Consider the following 21,078-nt stretch of genomic DNA (forward strand, 5'->3'; position numbering starts at 1 on the left):
ATCTCAACTCCCCACAGGATGTGTTGTTGTCACGCCTTCATGCGTTTTCGGCCGTTGCCCACGGCCATGGAGACGACGACGACCAGCACGGCGACGAGGAACATGGCCGTGCCGACGACGTTGATCTGGACGGGGGTCCCGCGCTGCGCCGATCCCCAGACGTACATGGGGAAGGTGACCGTGGAACCCGCGGTGAAGTTGGTGATGATGAAGTCGTCGAAGGAGAGCGCGAAGGCGAGGAGCGCGCCGGCGGCGATGCCGGGCCAGGCGATGGGCAGGGTGACGCGGAGGAAGGTCTGCGCCGGTCCGGCGTAGAGGTCCTGCGCGGCCTGTTCCAGGCGCGGGTCCATCGACATCACGCGCGCCTTGACGGCGGTGACGACGAAGCTGAGGCAGAACATGACGTGGGCGATCAGCACCGTCCAGAAGCCCAGCCGCGCGCCCGTGTTGAGGAACAGGGTGAGCAGCGAGGCGGCCATCACGACCTCGGGCATCGCCATCGGGAGGAAGATCAGCGAGTTGACCGCGCCGCGCGCCCGGAACCGGTACCGGGCCAGGGCGAAGGCGGTCGTGGTGCCGAGGACGGTGGCGGCGAGGGTCGCCCAGAGGGCGAGCTGCAGGCTCAGCGCGAGCGAGTCGCAGAGCCCGTCGACGCCGCACGGGTCGGTCCAGGCGTCGGTGGAGAACTCGTTCCAGGCGTAGTTGAAACGCCCGGAGGGGTCGTTGAAGGAGAACACCGTCACGACGACGTTGGGCAGCAGCAGGTAGCCGAGCGTCAGCAGCCCGAAGATCACGACGAGGCGGCGCCGGAACCAGGTGAGCAGGGCCATCAGACGAGGTCCTCCGTCCCGGAGCGGCGGATGTGGACGCTGACGGCCACCAGGATCACGGCCATCAGGATGAAGGAGAGGGCCGCGGCGGTCGGATAGTCCAGGACGCGCAGGAACTGTGTCTGGACGACGTTGCCGATCATGCGGGTGTCGGTGGAGCCCAGCAGGTCGGCGTTGACGTAGTCGCCGCCCGCCGGGATGAAGGTCAGCAGCGTCCCGGCCGTCACTCCCGGCATGGAGAGCGGCAGGGTCACCTTGCGGAAGACGGTGGCGGGGCGGGCGTAGAGGTCGGCGGCCGCCTCGTGCAGGCGCGGGTCGATGCGCTCCAGCGAGGTGTAGAGCGGAAGGACCATGAAGGGCAGGAAGTTGTAGGTGAGGCCGCAGACCACGGCCAGCGGCGTGGCCAGGACGCGCTCCCCGTCGGTGAGGCCGAGTCCGGCGGTCACGTCGAGGACGTGCAGGGTGTTCAGCGCGTCGACCACCGCTCCCCCGTCGGCCAGGATCGTCTTCCAGGCGAGGGTGCGGACCAGGAAGCTGGTGAAGAACGGCGCGATCACCAGGATCATGATCAGGTTGCGCCACCGTCCGGCCCGGAAGGCGATCAGGTAGGCCAGCGGGTAGCCGAGCAGCAGGCAGAGCGCGGTGGCGGTGCCCGCGTAGAGGACCGAGCGCAGGAACTGCGGCCAGTACTCGGCGAGCGCCTCCGTGTAGGTGGCGAACCGCCAGGTCACCTCGTAGCCGGCCTCCAGCGACCCGGTCTGGACCGAGGTGGAGGCCTGGTAGACCACCGGCAGCACGAAGAAGACCAGCAGCCAGAGCAGGCCGGGCAGGAGCAGCAGGTAGGGGGTGAGCCGGCCGCGCCGGCGCGCGGGGGCGGCCTCCTCCGCGGCGGCGGCCGGCGCGGGCGGGGGCGGCCCGGTGAGGGCGGTGGAGCTCATCCGGCCGCCTCCTTCACGCCGCCGCCGGTCCCGCCGGTGCTCCCGGCCCGCGCGGGGTTCCCGGCCGTCCCGGGGGCTTCCTCCGTGCGGGCGGCGGTGGCCGGCTCGACCCGCTCGACCCCGGCCTCGATGTCCTGGGCGGCGTCCAGGGCGAAGGTGTGGGCCCGGTCCCAGTGCAGGACCACCTGTGCGCCGGGCGCCAGACGGGGGTCGCGGTCGACGTTCTGCGCGTACACCGCGAGGCCCTTTCCGGCGGGGCTGTCGACCAGGTACTGGGTGGAGACGCCGAGGAAGCTCGCCTCGGTGATCACCCCGGTGACCCGGTTCCGGCCGTCGGGTATCCGCCCGGCCTCGTCCGCCAGGGTCAGCGCGGCCTTCTCCGGCCGCACGCCGACCAGCAGCCTGGCGCCGGTCCCGGCGGGGGCGGAGCAGCGCCCGGCGGGGACGCCCAGCCCGCCGCCGCCGGCGCGCACCAGGATCTCGCCGCCGGCCGTGGAGGCGACCTCGGCCTCGATCAGGTTGGAGGTGCCGAGGAAGTTGGCGACGAAGGTGGTGGCCGGGTTCTCGTAGAGGTCGGCGGGCGCGCCGAGTTGCTCGACGCGGCCGGCGTTCATCACGGCGACCGTGTCGGCCATGGTCATGGCCTCCTCCTGGTCGTGCGTGACGTGGATGAAGGTGATGCCGACCTCGGTCTGGATCCGCTTGAGCTCGAGCTGCATCCGCCGGCGCAGCTTGAGGTCGAGGGCGCCGAGCGGCTCGTCCAGCAGCAGCACCTTGGGGTGGTTGATCAGGGCGCGGGCCACCGCGACCCGCTGCTGCTGTCCGCCGGAGAGCTGGTGCGGCTTGCGGTGGGCGTGCTCGCCGAGCTGGACCAGGTCGAGCATGTCCCGGACCTGCTTCCTCACCGACCTGACGCCGCGGCGGCGCAGGCCGAAGGCGACGTTCTCGAAGACGTCCAGGTGGGGGAAGAGCGCGTAGGACTGGAAGACGGTGTTCACCGGCCGCTTGTACGGGGGCAGCCGGGTGACGTCCTGCCGGCCGAGGTGGACGGAGCCGCTGCTGGGCTCCTCCAGGCCGGCGATCATCCTCAGGGTGGTGGTCTTGCCGCAGCCGGAGGCGCCGAGCAGGGCGAAGAAGGAGCCCTCGGGGACGGTGAGGTCGAGCGGGTGGACGGCCGTGAAGTCGCCGTACGTCCTGCTGATGCCGCTGAGGCGGACGTCCCCGCCGTCGCCGGGGGCGGTGGTACCGGTCGTCTCTGTCACGTCTCTCACGCCCCTGTCAGCTTGGCGAACTTGGCTTCGTAGGCCGTCTCTTCCTCGTCGCTCAGGGAGCGGAACGCCCGGGACCTCTCGGCCATGGCCCGGTCGGGGAGGATCAGCGGGTCGGCGGCGGCGTCCGGGTCGATGGCGGCGAGCTCCTCCTTGACGCCGTCGACCGGGCAGACGTAGTTGATGTACGCGGCGAGCCGGGCCGCCATCGCCGGCTGGTAGTAGTGGTCGATCAGCCGCTCGGCGTTGGTCTTGTGCCGCGCGTGGGCGGGGACCAGCAGGTTGTCCGTGGACGTCAGGTAGCCGCTGTCGGGGACCACGAAGTCGATCTCGGGGCTGTCGGCCTTGAGCTGGACGACGTCCCCGGCCCAGGCGAGGCAGGCGGCGAAGTCCCCGCTGGTGAGGTCGGCGGTGTAGTCGTTGCCGGTGAAGCGGCGTATCTGGCCCCTGTCGACGGCCTTCTGGAGGCGGGCGAGGGCCGCGTCGTAGTCGTCGTCGGTGAAGTCGCCGGGGTCCTTGCCCATGTCCAGCAGGGCCATGCCCATGGTGTCGCGCATCTCGGTGAGCATGCCGACCCGGCCCTTGAGCCTCGGGTTGTCCAGCAGGTCCGACACGGACCTCACCTCGATGCCGTCGAGCGCCTTCTTGTTGTACGCGATGACGGTGGAGATGGCGGTCCACGGATACGAGTAGGCGCGGCCCGGGTCCCAGTCCGGCGAGCGGAACTGGGCGGAGAGGTTGGCGTAGGCGGTGGGCAGGTTGGAGGGGTCGAGTTTCTGCGCCCAGCCGAGGCGGATCATGCGGGCGGCGAGCCAGTCGGTGACGCAGACCAGGTCGCGGCCGGTGTCCTGCCCGGCGGCCAGCTGGGGCTTGATCTTCGCGAAGAATTCGTTGTTGTCGTTGATGTCCTCGCTGTACTCGACCTGGACGCCGGTCTGCCGGGTGAACGCCTCCAGGGTGGGGTGGCGGGTCTCGCTCTCGTCGACGTCCATGTACTCGGTCCAGTTGGAGAAGCTGACCGTCCTCTCCTGCGCCGAGCGGTCGTCGGCGGCGGCGGCGCCCCGCGCGTCGCCGGCCGGCGGGATGCCGCACGCGCCCAGCGCGCCGGCGCCGCCGGCCGCGAACACGCCGCCCACCGAGGCGCGCAGCAGCGAGCGGCGGGTGAGGGCGGTCCCGCGGACCGGCGAGGGACGGGCCGGGGAGGGCCGGTCTGGTTCGTACTGCTCCATGCGCGTGGCGCCCTTTCGGGTGTGCCCTTTCGGGAGGTGCCGACGGGAGGCGGCCCGCCGGGCCGGCGGTCCTGGGACGTCCGGCCGCCCGGGGGGGGTGGCGGGCGGGGACGTCGCGGCGTGATGCCTGGTCACCGGCACGGCCGGGACCGGGTGCCGATCCTGACAGAGCAACGGCCCCCCAACAAGGGATTCCGTTGTTGCCTTTTGGTTAATCGACGGAATCTGTCGACCGGGCGTCGGTCACCGGAGAAATCCAGGGGCCGGGTGCCGGTGATCCGTGCGATCGTGGCGGACATGCGAACGTCTCAGGTGCGGTCCCGTGAGGACCTGGCCGGCCTGCTGCGCTCCGGCGCCCGGGCCAAGTTCCTGTACTTCTGGGGTCACCGCCCGCGGAAGGACGGCGGCGTCGGCGCGGGCTGCCTGAGCCAGTGGTGGCCGTCCCCGTTCACCGTGGACGGCCAGGACTACGCGACGGCGGAGCACTGGATGATGGCGAACAAGGCCCGCCTCTTCGGCGACGCGGAGGCCGAGCGCCGCGTCCTCGGGGCCGGCAGCCCGGCGCAGGCCAAGAACGAGGGCCGGCTGGTCCGCGGTTTCGACGAGGCGGTGTGGGAGCGCGAGCGCTTCGGCATCGTCGTCGAGGGCAGCGTGCACAAGTTCGCCGCCCACGAGGAACTGCGGGCCTTTCTGCGGGGCACCGGCGACCGCGTCCTGGTGGAGGCCAGCCCGCTCGACCGGGTCTGGGGCATAGGCCTGGCCGCCACGGACGAGCGGGCCGCGGATCCCTCGCGGTGGCGGGGGCTCAACCTGCTGGGCTTCGCCCTGATGGAGGCCCGGGACCGGCTGGTCCGCTGAGCTCCGCCGGGGACCCCGCCGCCGGGACGCGGGCGGCTCGCGCCGTCCGCGTCCCGGCGGTGCGGGAAGTCCGCGCGCCGCGGGGCGCCTGCCGGCAGGCGCCCCGGGCCGCTCGTCCTACAGCGCCGCCATGGGGCCCAGCGACGCCCCGATGATGACCACCAGCACGATCGGCAGCACGATGGCGCAGATGCCGCAGATCAGGCCCGCCATGGCCATGCCCCTGTTGGTGGCCTCGCCGCGCTTCGCCTTCTGGATGCCGATCGCGCCGAAGACGATCGCGAGCACGCCCAGCAGGATGGCCAGCGGCCAGAAGCACAGGAACACCACGCCGACGATGCCGAGCACCATCGAGGTGACGCCCATGCCGTTGGACGGCTGCGGCGGCATGCCGGCCCACTGCGGGGTGGACTGCGGCGGCACCACGGGTCCGAAGCCCTGCGGTGCGGGCGGGGCCTGCGGCGGCGGGCCGAACGGGCTCGGCGCGGACGCGGGCGGCGGCGGCACCGCCCCCGGCTGCGGCGGCGTGCCCTCCGCGGGCTTCGCCCACGGGTCGGGCGTGCCCCCGGCGTACGGGTTGTCGGCGGTGTTGTCGGCCATGCGGTGGCTGTCCCCTCCTGCTTCGCCGCGTACGCCATCCGTACGCGGACGCGCCATCCTATGGCCCACGGCGGCGCCCCCGGGGGGCGGCCCTACGATGATGCGGACCCAGGGAGGACCTCCATGACCGACCAGCCCGCCGCCGGCCACACCCTCGACGCCGGCGTCCCCCGCGACCTGCACGCCTTCGTCGCGGGGCTCCCCAAGGCCGAACTGCACGTCCACCACGTCGGCTCGGCATCCCCGAGGATCGTGGCGGAACTGGCCGCCCGCCACCCGGACTCGAGCGTCCCCACCGACCCGGAGGCGCTGGCCGACTACTTCACCTTCACCGACTTCGCCCACTTCATCCAGGTGTACCTGTCGGTGGTCGACCTGGTCCGCACCCCCGAGGACGTCCGGCTGCTGACCTACGAGGTCGCCCGCGACATGGCCCGCCAGCAGGTGCGCTACGCCGAGCTGACCGTCACCCCGTACTCCTCGGTCAGCCGGGGCATGGACGAGAAGGCGTTCATGGAGGCCATCGAGGACGCCCGGAAGTCCGCCGAGGCCGACTTCGGCACGGTGCTGCGCTGGTGCTTCGACATCCCCGGCGAGGCCGGCCTGGAGGCCGCCGAGGAGACCGTCCGGCTGGCCACCGACGACGGCGTCCGCCCCGAGGGACTGATCTCGTTCGGTCTCGGCGGCCCGGAGGTGGGCGTCCCCCGGCCGCAGTTCAAGCCGTACTTCGACCGCGCCCGCGCGGCCGGGCTGCGCTCCGTCCCGCACGCCGGCGAGACCACCGGACCGCAGACGGTGTGGGACGCGCTGCGCGAGCTGGGCGCCGAGCGCATCGGCCACGGCACCAGCTCCGCCCGCGACCCGCGCCTGCTGGAGCACCTCGCCGAGCACCGGATCGCCCTGGAGGTGTGCCCGACCTCCAACATCGCCACCCGCGCGGTGCGCACCCTGGACGAGCACCCGATCAAGGAGTTCGCCAAGGCCGGGGTGCTGGTGACGGTGAACTCGGACGACCCGCCGATGTTCGGCACCGACCTGAACAACGAGTACGCGGTCGCCGCCCGCCTGCTGGACCTGGACGAGCGCGGCGTCGCCGAGCTGGCGAAGAACGCCGTGGAGGCCTCCTTCCTCGACCCGGCCGGCAAGGCCCGGATCGAGGCGGAGATCGACGCCTACACCGCCGCGTGGCTCGCCCCCTGACCGCGGTCGCCCACCGCGGCGACCCGTACCGCCACCGGGAGAACACCCTGGCCTCGCTGCGCTCGGCGCTGGAGCGGGGCGCGGACGCGGTGGAGGTGGACGTCCGCCTCACCCGCGACGGGGTGCCGGTGCTGCTGCACGACCGGACCCTTCGGCGGCTGTGGGGCCACGACCTCCCCGTGGCCTCCCTCACCGCGGCCGGGCTGCGGGACCTCACCGACGGCGGGGTGCCCGCGCTGGCCCGGGCGCTGGAGGTCACCGCGGGGCACCGGGTGCTGCTCGACCTGCCCGGTGACGCGGCCGGCTCGCCGCGCGCGCTGCGGCGCGTCCTCGAGGCGGTGCGGGAGGCCGGGGCGGAGGACCGCGTGTACTGGTCGGGCGCGGCGTCCACCCTGCTGGCGCTGCGGGCCGCCGCCCCGTCGGCCGAACTGGCGCTGACCTGGACCACCTCCGCCCCGCCGCGCGCCGGCCTGCTGGCGGCGGTCCGGCCCCGGTGGCTCAACTACCGCTTCGGCCTGGTCACCGCGGAGCTGGTGCGGCGGCTGCACGCCGAGGGGTACCTGGTCTCGGCGTGGACCGCGGACACCCGCCGGTCCATGCGGGGGCTGGCCCGGGCGGGCGTGGACGCGGTCACCACCAACCGGATCGACGTGCTGGCCGCGCTGCGGGACGCCCGGCGGCCGGTGCCGGACGCGGCCCCCTAAGGGGCGCCCCCGCCCTCCCCCGGAGCCTCGGCCGCCCCTGCCGTGAGGGGGGTTGCAGGGGTCGTCCCCTCCTCGGCGGTGATCCGCGCCGGAGGTGGCGGCCAGCAGGATGACCCGTGCCGCAACGCACCCGTCACCGCGAGGAGTCACCGCATGCCCCGTACCGCACGCAGCGCCCGCACCGCCCGCGCCACCGCCGTCGCCGCCGCACTGGCCCTGGGGCTCGGCGCCCTGGCCGTGCCGGCCGGCGCCGCGGCGGCCGCCCCGCGCCCGCTCGCCTCCTGCGTCACCCTCGCCCCCGGTCCCGACGCCGCGTCCCTCTGCGCCGCGGTCTCCGGGCTCCCCAACGACGGGGCCACCGCCGCCCAGGTCCGCGTCGGCGGCGAGGGCGCCTGGCTCGGCACGGCCGGCGTCCGGGACCTCGGCTCCGGCGCCCCCGCCGTGCGGCACGCCCGCTTCCGCGCCGGTTCCACCTCGAAGGTCGTCACCGCCTCGATGGTGCTCCAGCTCGCCGCCGAGGGCCGGATCGGCCTCGACCGGCCCGTGCAGCGGTACCTGCCCGGCCTCTTCCCCGCGGAGTTCGAGCCGATGACGGTGCGCCAGCTGCTGAACCACACCAGCGGCCTGAGGCCGGGCGCCTCCTTCGGCGACACCACCGAGGAGATGTGGGAGCACCGTTTCGACACCCTGACGCCCCAGGAGGTGGTCGCCGGGTCGATCGCCGCGGGGCCGGGCACCGCCCCCGGTGAGGTGCAGCGGTACTCCAACATCCACTACGTCGTCCTCGGCCTGATGATCGAGGAGGTCACCGGCGACACCTTCGCCCACCAGGCCGAGGTCCGGATCTTCCGTCCGCTGGGCATGAAGGACAGCTACTTCCCGGTGGACGGCGACCCCCGCGTCCGCGGCCCGCACAACCGCGGCTACGAACGGATCGACGGCCGCCTCACGGACGTCACCGAGTGGAACATGACGGACCGCTTCGCCGCCGGCGACCTGATCTCCTCCACCGCCGACCTGGAGACCCTGGTGGTCTCCCTCTTCCGCGGCGAGGTCGTCCCCCAGCCGTACCTCGACCAGATGTTCCAGGTCCCGCGGGTCGACGACGAGGACGGCCGGGACGCGACCATCGGTCTGGGCCTGGAGCGCTTCGAGATCAACGGGCAGGAGGTCTGGGGCAAGACCGGCTCGCGCCCCGGCTACCACACGGTGGTGGCGGCCACCCGGGACCTGTCCCGCACCGTGGCCTATTCGGTCAACTCCACCGACGCGCGGGGCGACGGCCTCGCCATCGCCCGGCGCTTCGCCTTCCCGGCCTTCAACCGCTGACCGCCGCCGCCCTGACCGCCGCGGCCGCCGCGTCCGCACCGGCCGCGGCGGTCAGCGCCTCCAGCCGCTTGATGCGGCGGCGCAGGATCAGCAGCGGGATCACCCCGAACACCCCGAAGGACATGTCGATCAGCATCCAGAAGACCGGGATGCCCCGGATCGGCCCGCAGACCAGCGCCAGCGGGACGACCCCCGCGCAGGCGATCATCCCGAACTCGATCACCCAGACGTTGCGCACCGGATCCCGGTAGGGCCCCCAGAAGGCCACCGCGATCACCAGGTGGGCGAAGGCCAGCCAGTCCGTCCCGTACAGCAGGAACGGGTACGAGGCGTCCGCCTCATCCAGCCCCCGGCGCACCCGGGTGATCCACTCCACCAGCCCGTCGGGCGCGGGCAGGACGGACAACGCCTGCTCCGCCCACCGCAGTTCGTGGACCAGGGGGAAGGCGGTGATCCCGCTCAGCACCAGGCACACGACGAAGAACAGCAGCCAACACCGGATGCCCCTCAGCAGGGCGGCTCTGTCGCTCACGCGAGTGAGGGTACACCGCCTGTTGAACGCGTTCAAAAATGGCCGGTGTGACGGCGTCGGCCTCAACCGCCCGTGTGCGCCGTACGGTTGGCCGGTGCGGACCCATGTGACGTCGCCCTCCGGGGAAGGCCTCGCCGCCCGGTGGGGCCGGCCCGGCCCACTCGCCGTGGACATCGGCATCACGGTGCTGGTGCAGATCGCCGTGACCATGCCGTTCCTCGTGCCCAGGCCTCCGGCGCGCCCCGGTCGCCGCCGGAGGAGATGTCCACCGTCCCCCGGGTGACCGGCGTCGGGACCGGCGACGCGGCGCGGCCGAGCGCCGGGCCCACCCGCCTGGAGCTGCCCGACGGCACGGTCGCGTGGGGCGGGACGGGCGGCCGCTACGGCTACCGCACCGGGGCCGGCGCCACCCGTGACCCGGAGCGGGTCCTCGTCCACCCGGTCAACTCGACGGACGCCGAGGCCGAGGGGACGAACCCGGTGATCGGCAGGCTGCCGGCCGTCTTCGGTCTCTGAGGGAGGCACGGGAAGGGCCCCGGCGGGAGGACGGCTCCCACCGGGGCCCGCCCGGCGTGCGCGGACGCCGGGGTCAGCCCTCGAGCGAGGTCATCACGTGCTTGATGCGCGTGTAGTCCTCGAAGCCGTATCCGGACAGGTCCTTGCCGTAGCCGGACTTCTTGAACCCGCCGTGCGGCATCTCGGCGACCAGCGGGATGTGGGTGTTGATCCAGACGCAGCCGAAGTCCAGCGCCTTGGACATCCGCATGGCCCGCGCGTGGTCGCGGGTCCACACCGAGGAGGCCAGCGCGTAGTCGACGCCGTTGGCGTACGCGAGCGCCTGGGCCTCGTCGGCGAAGGACTGGACGGTGATGACCGGGCCGAAGACCTCCTGCTGGATGATCTCGTCGTCCTGCTTCAGGCCGGAGACCACGGTCGGGGCGTAGAAGTAGCCCTTGTCGCCCACCCGGTGGCCGCCGGCCTCCACCTTGGCGTGGGCCGGGAGCCGGTCGATGAAGCCGGAGACCTGGGCGAGCTGGTTGGCGTTGTTCAGCGGGCCGTAGAGCACGTCCTCGTCGTCCGGCTGCCCGGTCTTCGTGGCGGCCGCGGTCTTGGCGAGGGCGGCGACGAACTCGTCGTGCACCGACTCGTGGACCAGCACGCGGGTGGCGGCGGTGCAGTCCTGGCCGGCGTTGAAGTAGCCGGCCTCGGCGATGGCGGAGACGGCCTTGTCGATGTCGACGTCCTCGAAGACCACGACCGGCGCCTTGCCGCCGAGCTCGAGGTGGACCCGCTTCAGGTCCTTGGCCGCGGAGCCGGCGACCTGCATGCCGGCGCGGACCGAACCGGTGATGGAGGCCATCGCGGGGGTCGGGTGCTCGACCATCGCCCGGCCGGTCTCGCGGTCGCCGCAGACGACGTTGAAGACGCCCTTGGGCAGGATGCCGCCGAGGATCTCGGCGAGCAGCACGGTGGACTCGGGGGTGGTGTCGGAGGGCTTGAGGACCACGGTGTTGCCCGCGGCGATGGCCGGGGCGAACTTCCAGACGGCCATCATCATCGGGTAGTTCCACGGCGCGACCTGCGCGCAGACGCCGACCGGCTCGCGGCGGACGATGGAGGTCAGCCCCTCCATGTACTCGCCGGCCGAGCGGCCCTCGAGCATCCGGGCCGCGCCCGCGAAGAAGCGGATCTGGTCGACCATCGGCGGGATCTCCTCGGTGCGGGTGAGCCCGACCGGCTTGCCGGTGTTCCTCACCTCGGCCGCGACGAGTTCCTCGGCGCGCTCCTCCACGGCGTCGGCGATCTTCAGGAGGGCCCTCTGCCGCTCGGCGGGCGTGGTGTCCCGCCAGGCCGGGAAGGCCGCGGCGGCGGCCGCCATGGCCGCGTCGACGTCGGCCTGCGCGGACAGCGGGGCGGTGGCGTAGACCTCGCCCGTCGTCGGGTCGACCACCTCGGTGGTGCGTCCGTCGGCGGCGTCCCGGAACTCACCGTCGATGTAGTTGCGCAGACGACGCAGTTCGGTGCTCACTGCCGGCCTCCTGATCAGTGCGGGTGTCCTCCACGGGCGCCCCCGACGGGGCGCCGTGCGGAACGTCTCGTTACGTGAGACGCCCACACTAGTCCGGGCACCGCCGTTTACGACACCCCCACCCGGAGGATTTCTGCGAAATCCGCAGCGCGATGGTCGATGCACGACGGATTTCATCGATTCGCTCTTGCCTGACGACCGATCCGTCGTGCAGAGTGACGGCGTGGCCAGTCGAAACGCAGACACGAGCAACGGCGCCCCGCACCTGGACTCCGTCTCCCTCGCGATCATCGAGCAGCTCCAGGAGGACGGCCGGCGCCCCTACGCCGCGATCGGCAAGGCGGTCGGGCTGTCCGAGGCGGCCGTGCGGCAGCGGGTGCAGAAGCTGCTGGACCAAGGCGTGATGCAGATCGTGGCGGTGACCGACCCGCTCACCGTGGGGTTCCGGCGGCAGGCCATGGTCGGCGTGCACGTGGAGGGCGACGTCGAGGCGGTGGCCGAGGCGATCGCCGCCATGGACGAGGCGGAGTACGTGGTGATGACCGCGGGCTCGTTCGACCTGATCGTGGAGATCGTCTGCGAGGACGACGACCACATGCTCGAAGTGATCAACCGGCGGATACGCGCCGTCCCGGGAGTGCGGTCCACCGAGAGCTTCGTCTACCTCAAGCTCAAGAAGCAGACCTACATGTGGGGAACGCGATAGCCGTGAACAGTCAGGACCGCAGCAGCGAGGGCCGGGGCGGCTCCGCCTACGACCACCTGTGGATGCACTTCACCCGCATGTCGTCGTACGAGAACGCTCCCGTGCCGACGATCGTGCGGGGCGAGGGCGTCCACATCTACGACGACGCCGGCAAGCGGTACCTGGACGGCCTCGCGGGCCTGTTCGTGGTCCAGGCGGGCCACGGCCGCGCCGAGCTGGCCGAGACCGCGGCCCGGCAGGCGCGGGAGCTGGCGTTCTTCCCGGTGTGGTCCTACGCCCACCCGAAGGCGGTGGAGCTGGCCGAGCGGCTGGCGCACCACGCTCCCGGCGACCTGAACAAGGTCTTCTTCACCACCGGCGGCGGTGAGGCGGTGGAGACCGCCTGGAAGCTGGCCAAGCAGTACTTCAAGCTGACCGGGAAGCCCACCAAGCACAAGGTGATCTCCCGCGCCACCGCCTACCACGGCACCCCGCAGGGCGCCCTGTCCATCACCGGGCTGCCCGCCCTCAAGGCCCCGTTCGAGCCGCTGGTGCCGGGCGCGCACAAGGTGTCCAACACCAACATCTACCGCGCCCCGGTCCACGGCGACGACCCGGAGGCCTTCGGCCGCTGGGCGGCCGACCAGATCGAGCAGCAGATCCTCTTCGAGGGCCCCGACACGGTCGCCGCGGTCTTCCTGGAGCCGGTGCAGAACGCCGGCGGCTGCTTCCCGCCGCCGCCGGGGTACTTCCGGCGGGTCCGGGAGATCTGCGACACCTACGACGTGCTCCTCGTCTCCGACGAGGTCATCTGCGCCTTCGGCCGCCTGGGCACGATGTTCGGCTGCGAGAAGTTCGGCTACCGGCCCGACATGATCACCTGCGCCAAGGGGATGACCTCGGGCTACTCCCCGATAGGGGCCTGCATCGTCTCGGACCGGATCGCCGAGCCGTTCTACCGGGGCGACAACGTCTTCCTGCACGGCTACACCTTCGGCGGCCACCCCGTCTCCGCGGCGGTGGCGCTGGCCAACCTGGACATCTTCGAGTCCGAGAAGCTCAACCAGCACGTGCTGGACCACGAGGCGGCGTTCCTGGACACGCTGCGCAAGCTGCACGACCTGCCGATCGTGGGCGACGTGCGCGGCAACGGGTTCTTCTACGGGATCGAGCTGGTCAAGGACAAGAACACCAAGGAGACCTTCGACGCGGAGGAGACCGAGCGGATCCTCTACGGGTTCGTCTCGAAGAAGCTCTTCGAGAACGGCCTCTACTGCCGGGCCGACGACCGCGGCGACCCGGTGGTCCAGCTCGCGCCGCCGCTCGTCTCCGACCAGGGCACCTTCGACGAGATCGAGCAGATCCTCCGCGCGACCCTCACGGAGGCGTGGACCAAGCTCTGATCCCGGCCGGACGCCTCGCGGACCACCGGCTGCCCCGGCCCCCGGCCGTTCCCGGCGGGGGACCGGGGCAGCGGCATGCCGGGACGAGTCCCCGGACGGATGAGCTGACCGTGTGACAACAGCGTCGCCGTGCGGGGCCGGACGGGTGAGACACGGGCCCCCGGAGCCCCGGCCTCGCACGGCCGCCGCCCGGATCTCCCTACCGTGCCCAGTGACCGATCGGGTCTGCCTTCGTTCCCCCGGACGGGGGACACGCAGGATGAAAACGCGATCTGAACCGAGGTGACGCCCGTGGAGGCCCCGCCGGACAACGACGTGCTCTGGGCCCGTGCCCTGCACTTCACGCATCGCGACCGCACGCCCGGGCTGAACGGCGTGTCGCTGGGCGTCAGGGACGGCGAGATCCTCGCCGTCGGCGGCCCGCGCGGCAGCGGCAAGACGACCCTGCTGCGCTGCGTGTCGGGCATGCTGACGCCGACCAAGGGGGAGGTCTGGTTCAACAGCACCCCCGTGCACACCATGCGCCCGTCGGCCCGCGAACGCCTGCGCCGTGAGCGGTTCGCCTGGGTCGGCCCCGAGCCGGGGCTGGTCCCGGAGCTGAACGTCTGGGAGAACGCCGCGCTACCGCTGATGCTGCGCGGCACGGGCCGCCGCAAGGCCAAGGAACGGGCCCTCGACTGGCTGGAACGCCTCGACGTGGGCGCGGTCGCCCGCAGGAACCCCCGGGAACTCGACCAGGCGCAGCGCCAGCGGGTGTCCATCGCCCGCGCCCTCGCGCCGTCCCCCACCGTGCTGTTCGCCGACGAGCCGACCGCCCCGCTGCACCGCGCCGACCGGGTGCACGTGCTGCGGACCCTGATGACCGCGGCCCGCTCGCACGACATCACCGTGGTGCTGGCCACCAACGACCTGGAGGCGGCCGCCCTGGCCGACCGCGTCGTCCACCTCCTCGACGGACGCCGCGTCAGCAACGCGCAGCTGCCCCCGGCTGCCGGCACGGAGGGGCGCGCCGCGTGCTCGCTCTCCGTCTAGGCCGCCGCTCCGGCGCCGCCGTCCAGCTCCGCCGGCTGATGGTCGCGGCGGCCTCCGGCGGCACCGGGTTCCTGCTGCTGTCCTCCCTCGGCCACGCCCTGGCCCACCCCGAGGCCCCGGGAGCCGCCACCGTCCGCCTGGCCTGGTGCGCCGCGCCGCTGGCCGCCACCGTGTACTTCGCGGTGGCGGTGGCCCGCACCGATCCGGGGACCCGTCCGCGGCCGGGGCTGTCCGCGATCGGTCTGGGGCCCGGCCGCCTGATGGCCGTCTCCGCGGCCACCACCGCGCTCAGCTGCCTCCTCGGCTCGACGCTGGCGCTGCTGTTCTTCCTGCACCTGCGCGGCGACCTCACCGGCATGCCGTTCGACGACGGCGCGGCCGCCCTCCTCGCGGCCGGCCGGCCGCTGCCGCTGCCGGCCACCCTCACCCTGCTCGCCCTGGTCCCGCTGATCGCCTCCGCGGCGACGGCAGCCTCGCTCCGCCCGCGCGAGGCGGGCGGCCTGCGCGGCGCGGCCCGCCGGCGGATCGCCGACGCCCGCCGCCGGGATCCCGGCCCCGGCACGGACGACGACGGGACCACCGAGGCACCCGCCGAGGCGCCCGCCGCCGAGACCGCCGCCCCGCCGGCGCCCACCGCGGCCCCCGACGGGCTGCCCTGGGGGGTCGCCGTCCTCGTCGCGGGCCTGGGCGTCGCCGGCTACGCCAACCGCGCCGGCGTCGCCCTCACCCCCGACCTGTCGCTGGTCCCCGCGGGACTGCTGGCCGGATGGGCGCTGGCCGCGCTCGGGCTGGCGCTGATCGGGCCGGGCCTCACCCACCTGTGCGGCAGGGGGCTGCAGGCCGCCCGCCCGGGTGCGGTCCGGCTGCTCGCCGGGCGGGTGCTGATGGCGGAGGCCTCGCGCATCGGCCGCCCGCTGGGTGTGGTGGCGGCCGTCGCCGCGCTCGCGTACGCGCTGGTGCTCCGGTACGACCTGGGAGGGCCGGTCCTCGGCCCGCTGGGCGGCCTGGGCGCGCTCCTGGTGGCCGGCTGCACGGCGGCCACCCTGGTCACCGCCGCGATCGAGGTCCGGCAGGTGCGCGCCGAGACCATGCTGGCCCTGCTGCGGGTCGGCTCCCCGGCCGCCACCCTGCGCGCCTGCGCCGCGCTGCGCGCGGGCGTCCTGCTCGCCGTCTTCGGCCCGCTCACGGTGGCGGTGGCCGAGCTGGCCTCGCTCACGCCGGGGGGCTGACCCCGCGGACGGCCCCGGGGGCGGGAAACCGAAAAGGGAAAGGGCGCCGGATCCGCGATGAGTCCGGCGCCCTTCCGGGGTCTTCCCTGCATCCGCACCCCCTACGAACGACGTACGGAAGAAGGCTCCCCATGTACCAGCAGATGATCTTCGTGAACCTGCCCGTCCGCGACATCGACGCCTCGAAGAAGTTCTTCGGCGAGCTCGGCTACGAGATCAACCCGCAGTTCTCCGACGAGACCACCGCCTCGGTGGTCGTCTCCGAGAACATCATCGTGATGCTGCTCTCGCACGAGAAGTACGCGCAGTTCACCGACAAGGAGATCGCCGACGCCACCCGCACCAGCGAGGTGCTGGTCGCGCTGAGCGCCGAGAGCCGCGAGAAGGTCGACGAACTGGTCGACCGGGCGCTCTCCCTGGGCGCCACCGAGCCGCGGGACAAGCAGGACCTGGGCTTCATGTACGGGCGCGCCTTCGAGGACCTCGACGGTCACACCTTCGAGATCGTCTGGATGGACCCGGCGGCCGTCGAGGGCTGACAGCGCTCCGGTGCGGACCGGCCGGCCCCCGTCGTCCGGCCGCCCGCCGGCGGGCGGACCGGTCAGCCCCACTTGGTGCGCGCCAGCCAGAAGTCCAGGAGGCCGCGGTCGCCCAGCACCTCCAGCGCGCCCGTGTCCGGCGCCTGCCGGCGGTGGAAGGCCATCATGACCTCGGCCAGCGGACCGCGCAGCGCCACGTCGGCCTTGCCGTGCTCACGACGCCAGACGAGGCCTTCGTCGGCGAGTTCGACCAGCCACTCGGCGTCGAGCCCGGCGGGCGCGTCGGTGGCGTGCAGGTGGAGGGTGCGGCCGCCGCGCCGCAGTTCGGCGGCGTCCTTGTCGTCCGGCTGCCGCTGCGCGAACCGGACGATCTCCAGCCACTCCTCGATCGTGTCGGCGGCCACCTCGGGCGCCACCTCGTACGGCCGGCCGGCGGCCAGGGCGGCGTCGGCGCGGTGGACGGCCAGCTCGTTGGTCATCCGGCGGGCCCAGAACCCGGCGGTGCGGTCCTGGTACCAGGACCAGACCGGCGTGTCCGGCGCCGCACCGCGCAGCGCCTCGGTCAGCAGCCGGCCGGACTCCCCGAACCACGCGTCCAGCGCGGCGGCGTCGCCCCGCTCCGGCGGGCCGCCCAGGAGGGGCACCCGTTCGTCGGGGACGTTCCCGACGGCCCGTTCCGCCACCAGCAGCGCGGCCCAGCGCAGCGCTCCGCCGACGTGCCGGACCAGGTCCTCCAGGGTCCAGCCGGGGCAGGTGGGCACGGTCGCGGCGAGGTCGGCGTGCGAGGTCAGCAGTGATCCCAACTGCCGCGCCTGACGGTCGATGTGCGTGATGTGGTCTGCGTACGTGAGAGTGGTCATCACGCGCACTCTAGGTCCTGCGGGTCAGCCCAGCACCGCGATTTCCCCGGCGTCGAAGAGGACCCCCACCGTCTCCCCCGGCGCGGGCGCGTCCCGCAGGGGGCAGACCGCCTCCAGCTCCGGCGCCTCCCCCTCGGGGCGCAGCCGCAGCGAGACCTGGGCCCCCTGGAAGGTGCGGGCCGCCACCACGCACCGCAGCCCTCCTCCCCCGCTCCCGGCCGCCAGCCGGACGCCCGACGGCCTCACCAGCAGGTTCCGTTCCCCCTGCGCGGAGCCTCCGGGGACCGGCACCTTGCCCCAGGGGGTGTCCGCGACCGTCCCGGCGACCGTCGCCCGCACGACGTTCTCGAAGCCGAGGAACCGTGCGACGAAGGCGTCCGCGGGCCGCTGCCAGACCTCCAGCGGGCTGCCGGACTGGGCGACCCGCCCGTCGCGCATCACCACCACCCGGTCGGCGAGCGCGAAGGCCTCGCCCTGGTCGTGCGTGACGGCCAGCACCGTGGTCCCCAGCCGGCCGAACAGGTCACGCAGTTCGACGACGAGCCGCTCCCGCAGGGTGCGGTCGAGCTGCCCCAGCGGCTCGTCGAGCATCAGCAGCCGGGGACGGGGCGCCAGCGCCCGGGCCAGGGCGACGCGCTGCTGCTCGCCGCCGGAGAGCGTTCCCACTCCCCGCCGCCCCGCGTCCGGCAGACCGACCAGCTCCAGCAGCTCCCGCACCCGCTCGGCCTGTTCCTCGCGTCCCGCACCGCGCATCCGCAGCCCGAACGCGACGTTGCCGGCCACGTCGCGCTGCGGGAAGAGCTGGTGGTCCTGGAACATCAGGCCCACGCCCCGCCGGTGCGCGGGCACCCTCGCCTGGTCGCGGCCGTCCAGCAGCACCTGTCCGGCGTCCACGGCCTGGAGCCCCGCGACGGCGCGCAGCAGCGTCGACTTGCCGCTGCCGCTGGGGCCGAGCACGCAGACGATCTCGTGCTCGGCGACCGCCAGGTCCACCGCGTCCAGGGCGGCGCGTCCGCCGAACCGGACTGTCGCGCCCTCGAGACTGAGCAGCATGGTCAGAACTCTCCCGTCCGGTCGCCCCGCAACCGCTCCAGCACCAGCAGCGCCGCCGCGCACACCACCATCAAGATCACCGAAAGGGCCATGGCCTGGCCGTAGTTGAGGTCGCCGGGGCGTCCGATCAGCTTGGCCACGGCGACCGGCAGGGTCGGGTTGTCGGGCCGCGCGATGAACACCGTCGCCCCGAACTCGCCCAGCGAGACCGCGAAGGCGAACCCGGCGGCGATCAGCAGCGCCCGCCGCACCATGGGCAGGTCCACCTCCCGCCACACCCGCCACGGCGAGGCGCCGAGCACGGCGGCGGCCTCCCGCAGCCGGTGGTCGACGGCCCGCAGCACCGGCAGCATGGTCCGCACCACGAACGGCACGCCGACCAGGGCCTGGGCCAGCGGGACCAGGATCCAGGTGGACCGCAGGTCCAGGGGCGGCTCGTCCAGCGCGATCAGGAAGCCGAAGCCGACGGTCACCGCCGAGACGCCCAGTGGCAGCATCAGCAGCGCGTCGAAGCCGCGCACCCACCGCCCGGCGTCCCGGCGGGCCAGCGCGGCGGCGGCCAGACCGCCGATCACCAGCGCGATCGCGGTGGCGGCCACCGCGTACTCCAGCGAGTTCCACACCGCCTCGACCGGCGCGACCAGGAAGGCCGCCCCGTCCTCCTCGGCGAGCGCCCGGTAGTAGCCGAGTCCGGCCGAGAAGGAGCGCTGCACCAGCACCGCCGGCGGCAGCACGATCAGCACCGCGGTCACCAGCAGCACCCCGCCGAGCAGCAGCCGCTGCCCGGCGCCGCGCGGCGGGCGGGCGGTGGTGGCGGGGTCGACCAGCCGCAGCGTGGCCTCCCGCCGCCGCACCGTCCAGGCGTGCACGGCGAGCACCCCGCCGACGGCGGCGAACTGCACCAGGCTGAGCACGGCGGCGGTGGTGAGGTCCAGCAGGTCGGCGGTCCTGCGGTAGATCTCCGTCTCCAGCGTGGAGACGCCGGGACCGCCGAGGACCTGCACGATGCCGAACGAGGTGAACGTGAACAGGAAGATCATCAGCGCCGCGGCGGCGACCGCGGGCCCGAGCGCCGGCAGGGTCACCGTCCGCCAGGCGGTGAACCGCGAGGCGCCCAGCATCCGGGCGGCCTCCTCCTGCCCCGGGTCGAGCTGCGCCCACAGCCCGCCGACGGTGCGCACCACCACGGCGAAGTTGACGAAGACGTGCGCGAGCAGGACCGCCCCCACCGTGCCGTCCAGCCGGACGCCCCACAGCTCGTCGAACAGTCCGCTCCGCCCGACGACCGCCAGGAAGGCGGCGCCGGCCACCACGGTCGGCAGCACGAACGGCACGGTGACGACCGCCCGCAGCAGCTCCCGGCCGGGGAACCGCAGCCGGGCGAACACGTAGGCGGCGGGCAGCGCGACCACCAGGGTGAGCGCCGTGGAGGCCAGCGCCTGCCACAGCGTGAACCAGAGGACCTCGCGGACCTCCGGCCTCCCCAGCGTCCGCGCGGCCTCCGCCAGCCGCCACGCCCCGTCCTCGCCGCGCAGTCCCCGCAGGACGATGGCGACGACGGGGTGGGCGAAGAAGACCGCGAAGAACGCGACCGGCACGGCCATCAGGCCGAGCCGTGCCGCGTCGCCCCGCAGCCCGCTCCGGGTGGAGGTGGCCGTCACAGGACGAGGGAGGTCCACGAGTCGACCCACTCGTCACGGTGGGCGGCGATCTTCTCCGGCGCCAGCGTCCTCGGGTCCTCGGCCACCGCGCCGTGCTCGGTGAACGCCTCCGGCAGTTCGGCGCCCTCGCGGACCGGGTTGACGAACATGTTGAGCGGCAGGTCCTCCTGGAACCGCTCGGAGACCAGGAAGTCCAGCAGCGCCTTGCCGCCCTCGGGGTTCTTCGCGTTCTTCAGCAGGCCCGCGTACTCGACCTGGCGGAAGCAGGTCCCGGTGGCCACGCCGGTCGGCGCCTCCTCGGGCTGCGGGTCGGCGTAGATCACCTCGACGGGCGGGGACGAGGCGTAGGAGACGACCAGCGGCCGCTCGCCGCCCGCCTGCTTGCCGCCCGCGGAGCCGGAGAACTCCTCGTTGTACGCCTGCTCCCAGCCGCTGACCACCTTGAGGCCGTTGGCCTTCAGCTTCTTCCAGTAGTCCTGCCAGCCCTTGTCGCCGTACTCGGCGGCGGTGCCGAGCAGGAAGCCGAGGCCGGGCGAGGAGGTGCCGGCGTTCTCGGTGACCAGCAGGTTCTTGTACCGGGGGTCGATCAGGTCGTCGAAGGTCCTCGGCGGCTCGAGGCCCTTCTCCTCGAAGTACGCCTTGTCGTAGTTGACGCAGACGTCGCCGGTGGTGACCGGGGTCGCCGCGTCGCCCTCGACCCGGAACTCCTCGCCCACCTTCGCCGCGTCCTCGGCCTCGTAGGGGTCGAAGAGCTCGTTGTCGAGGGCGCGCGAGAGCAGCGTGTTGTCCACGCCGAAGAGGACGTCGCCCTGGGGGTGGTCCTTGGTGAGCACGGCCTTGTTCAGCGCCTGCCCGGCGTCGCCGTCCTCCAGGACCTTGACCTTGAAGCCGCTCTCCTTCTCGAAGGCGGCGATCACCTCCTCGGAGGCGGCCCACGAGTCGTGGCTGACCAGCGTGACGGTCTTCCCCCCGGACTCCTGCGCGTCGTCCCCGGAACCACCGGAGCCGCACGCGGAGAGGGCGAGGGCGAGGACGGCCGCCGTCGCGGCGGCGGGCTTCCTGCGGATGTGCACGGTATTCCTCCTGGCTGACCAGGAAG

The 21,078-nt window shown here is 73.3% G+C and carries 21 protein-coding genes; 10 read left to right on the forward strand and 11 right to left on the reverse strand.

The features are described from left to right. Positions 1-29 precede the first annotated feature (29 nt). From A2U95_RS04695 to A2U95_RS04710, 4 genes are read right to left on the reverse strand one after another with little or no spacing between them, the layout of a single operon-like run. Positions 30-830: an ABC transporter permease gene (locus tag A2U95_RS04695; protein WP_166020958.1), complete on the reverse strand. Its 801-nt coding sequence runs from the start codon at positions 828-830 to the stop codon at positions 30-32. Continuing rightward, a complete protein-coding gene (locus tag A2U95_RS04700) occupies positions 830-1,768 on the reverse strand; it encodes an ABC transporter permease (protein ID WP_166020959.1) in 939 nt (312 codons plus the stop codon). Before A2U95_RS04700 ends, A2U95_RS04695 begins: the two co-directional genes overlap by 1 nt. Continuing rightward, a complete protein-coding gene (locus A2U95_RS04705) occupies positions 1,765-3,030 on the reverse strand; it encodes an ABC transporter ATP-binding protein (protein ID WP_166020960.1) in 1,266 nt (421 codons plus the stop codon). The genes A2U95_RS04700 and A2U95_RS04705 overlap by 4 nt, the downstream gene beginning before the upstream one ends. A gap of 5 nt (positions 3,031-3,035) precedes the next feature. After that, positions 3,036-4,265, reverse strand: a complete 1,230-nt coding sequence (locus A2U95_RS04710; RefSeq protein ID WP_166020961.1) for a polyamine ABC transporter substrate-binding protein — start codon at positions 4,263-4,265, stop codon at positions 3,036-3,038. A 297-nt stretch (positions 4,266-4,562) separates the two neighbouring features. Here A2U95_RS04710 and A2U95_RS04715 point away from each other — a divergent pair, with 297 nt between their 5' ends. Beyond that, complete coding sequence (locus tag A2U95_RS04715) at positions 4,563-5,123, forward strand: NADAR family protein (RefSeq protein WP_166020962.1); 561 nt, start codon at positions 4,563-4,565, stop codon at positions 5,121-5,123. A gap of 117 nt (positions 5,124-5,240) precedes the next feature. Here the strand turns inward: A2U95_RS04715 and A2U95_RS04720 are convergent, their stop codons facing one another. Beyond that, entirely contained in the window at positions 5,241-5,723 is a 483-nt protein-coding gene (locus A2U95_RS04720; RefSeq protein WP_166020963.1) for a DUF4190 domain-containing protein, read from the reverse strand. A 123-nt stretch (positions 5,724-5,846) separates the two neighbouring features. Here A2U95_RS04720 and A2U95_RS04725 point away from each other — a divergent pair, with 123 nt between their 5' ends. The 3 genes from A2U95_RS04725 to A2U95_RS04735 all read left to right on the forward strand — a co-directional run bounded on the left by A2U95_RS04725 (position 5,847) and on the right by A2U95_RS04735 (position 8,956). Next, positions 5,847-6,923, forward strand: a complete 1,077-nt coding sequence (locus A2U95_RS04725; RefSeq protein ID WP_166020964.1) for an adenosine deaminase — start codon at positions 5,847-5,849, stop codon at positions 6,921-6,923. Next, positions 6,908-7,627, forward strand: coding sequence for a glycerophosphodiester phosphodiesterase (locus tag A2U95_RS04730; protein WP_166020965.1), 720 nt, complete (start codon positions 6,908-6,910; stop codon positions 7,625-7,627). Before A2U95_RS04725 ends, A2U95_RS04730 begins: the two co-directional genes overlap by 16 nt. A 153-nt stretch (positions 7,628-7,780) precedes the next feature. After that, entirely contained in the window at positions 7,781-8,956 is a 1,176-nt protein-coding gene (locus tag A2U95_RS04735) for a serine hydrolase domain-containing protein (protein ID WP_166020966.1), read from the forward strand. On the opposite strand, the gene A2U95_RS04740 is transcribed toward A2U95_RS04735, so the two are convergent. Continuing rightward, on the reverse strand, positions 8,946-9,488 hold the full coding sequence (locus tag A2U95_RS04740; RefSeq protein WP_166020967.1) for a hypothetical protein: 543 nt from the start codon (positions 9,486-9,488) through the stop codon (positions 8,946-8,948). The genes A2U95_RS04735 and A2U95_RS04740 overlap by 11 nt on opposite strands. 261 nt (positions 9,489-9,749) lie before the next feature. Here A2U95_RS04740 and A2U95_RS04745 point away from each other — a divergent pair, with 261 nt between their 5' ends. Beyond that, positions 9,750-10,004, forward strand: a complete 255-nt coding sequence (locus tag A2U95_RS04745; protein ID WP_166020968.1) for a hypothetical protein — start codon at positions 9,750-9,752, stop codon at positions 10,002-10,004. 73 nt (positions 10,005-10,077) lie between these two features. Here the strand turns inward: A2U95_RS04745 and A2U95_RS04750 are convergent, their stop codons facing one another. After that, on the reverse strand, positions 10,078-11,517 hold the full coding sequence (locus tag A2U95_RS04750; RefSeq protein ID WP_166020969.1) for a gamma-aminobutyraldehyde dehydrogenase: 1,440 nt from the start codon (positions 11,515-11,517) through the stop codon (positions 10,078-10,080). A gap of 208 nt (positions 11,518-11,725) precedes the next feature. On the opposite strand from A2U95_RS04750, the gene A2U95_RS04755 reads away from it, so the two are divergent. The 5 genes from A2U95_RS04755 to A2U95_RS04775 all read left to right on the forward strand — a co-directional run bounded on the left by A2U95_RS04755 (position 11,726) and on the right by A2U95_RS04775 (position 16,405). Further along, positions 11,726-12,223, forward strand: coding sequence for an Lrp/AsnC family transcriptional regulator (locus A2U95_RS04755; RefSeq protein ID WP_166024827.1), 498 nt, complete (start codon positions 11,726-11,728; stop codon positions 12,221-12,223). Positions 12,224-12,225: 2 nt separating this feature from the next. Beyond that, positions 12,226-13,605, forward strand: a complete 1,380-nt coding sequence (locus tag A2U95_RS04760; protein ID WP_166020970.1) for an aspartate aminotransferase family protein — start codon at positions 12,226-12,228, stop codon at positions 13,603-13,605. Between the two features lie 291 nt (positions 13,606-13,896). Next, complete coding sequence (locus A2U95_RS04765; RefSeq protein ID WP_166020971.1) at positions 13,897-14,637, forward strand: ABC transporter ATP-binding protein; 741 nt, start codon at positions 13,897-13,899, stop codon at positions 14,635-14,637. Beyond that, positions 14,619-15,866 carry a hypothetical protein gene (locus A2U95_RS04770; protein ID WP_166020972.1) on the forward strand — a complete coding sequence of 416 codons (1,248 nt, stop codon included), beginning with the start codon at positions 14,619-14,621 and terminating at the stop codon, positions 15,864-15,866. Before A2U95_RS04765 ends, A2U95_RS04770 begins: the two co-directional genes overlap by 19 nt. Before the next feature lie 131 nt (positions 15,867-15,997). Then, positions 15,998-16,405, forward strand: coding sequence for a VOC family protein (locus A2U95_RS04775; RefSeq protein WP_166020973.1), 408 nt, complete (start codon positions 15,998-16,000; stop codon positions 16,403-16,405). A 62-nt stretch (positions 16,406-16,467) separates the two neighbouring features. On the opposite strand, the gene A2U95_RS04780 is transcribed toward A2U95_RS04775, so the two are convergent. The 4 genes from A2U95_RS04780 to A2U95_RS04795 are packed head-to-tail and all read right to left on the reverse strand — an operon-like array spanning position 16,468 to position 21,052. Further along, positions 16,468-17,265 (reverse strand): maleylpyruvate isomerase family mycothiol-dependent enzyme, encoded by a 798-nt coding sequence (locus A2U95_RS04780; RefSeq protein ID WP_166020974.1) that lies wholly within the window; start codon positions 17,263-17,265, stop codon positions 16,468-16,470. 24 nt (positions 17,266-17,289) lie between these two features. Further along, positions 17,290-18,318 (reverse strand): ABC transporter ATP-binding protein, encoded by a 1,029-nt coding sequence (locus tag A2U95_RS04785; RefSeq protein ID WP_166020975.1) that lies wholly within the window; start codon positions 18,316-18,318, stop codon positions 17,290-17,292. A 2-nt stretch (positions 18,319-18,320) separates the two neighbouring features. Beyond that, complete coding sequence (locus tag A2U95_RS04790; RefSeq protein WP_166024829.1) at positions 18,321-19,922, reverse strand: ABC transporter permease; 1,602 nt, start codon at positions 19,920-19,922, stop codon at positions 18,321-18,323. Between the two features lie 53 nt (positions 19,923-19,975). Next, the gene (locus A2U95_RS04795) at positions 19,976-21,052 is read right to left on the reverse strand and encodes a thiamine ABC transporter substrate-binding protein (protein WP_166020976.1); all 1,077 of its coding nucleotides are present in this window, start codon (positions 21,050-21,052) and stop codon (positions 19,976-19,978) included. Positions 21,053-21,078 lie beyond the last annotated feature (26 nt).

The sequence above is a fragment of the Streptomyces chilikensis genome (genome assembly GCF_001642695.1).
GTDB classification, from domain to species: Bacteria; Actinomycetota; Actinomycetes; order Streptomycetales; family Streptomycetaceae; genus Streptomyces; species Streptomyces chilikensis.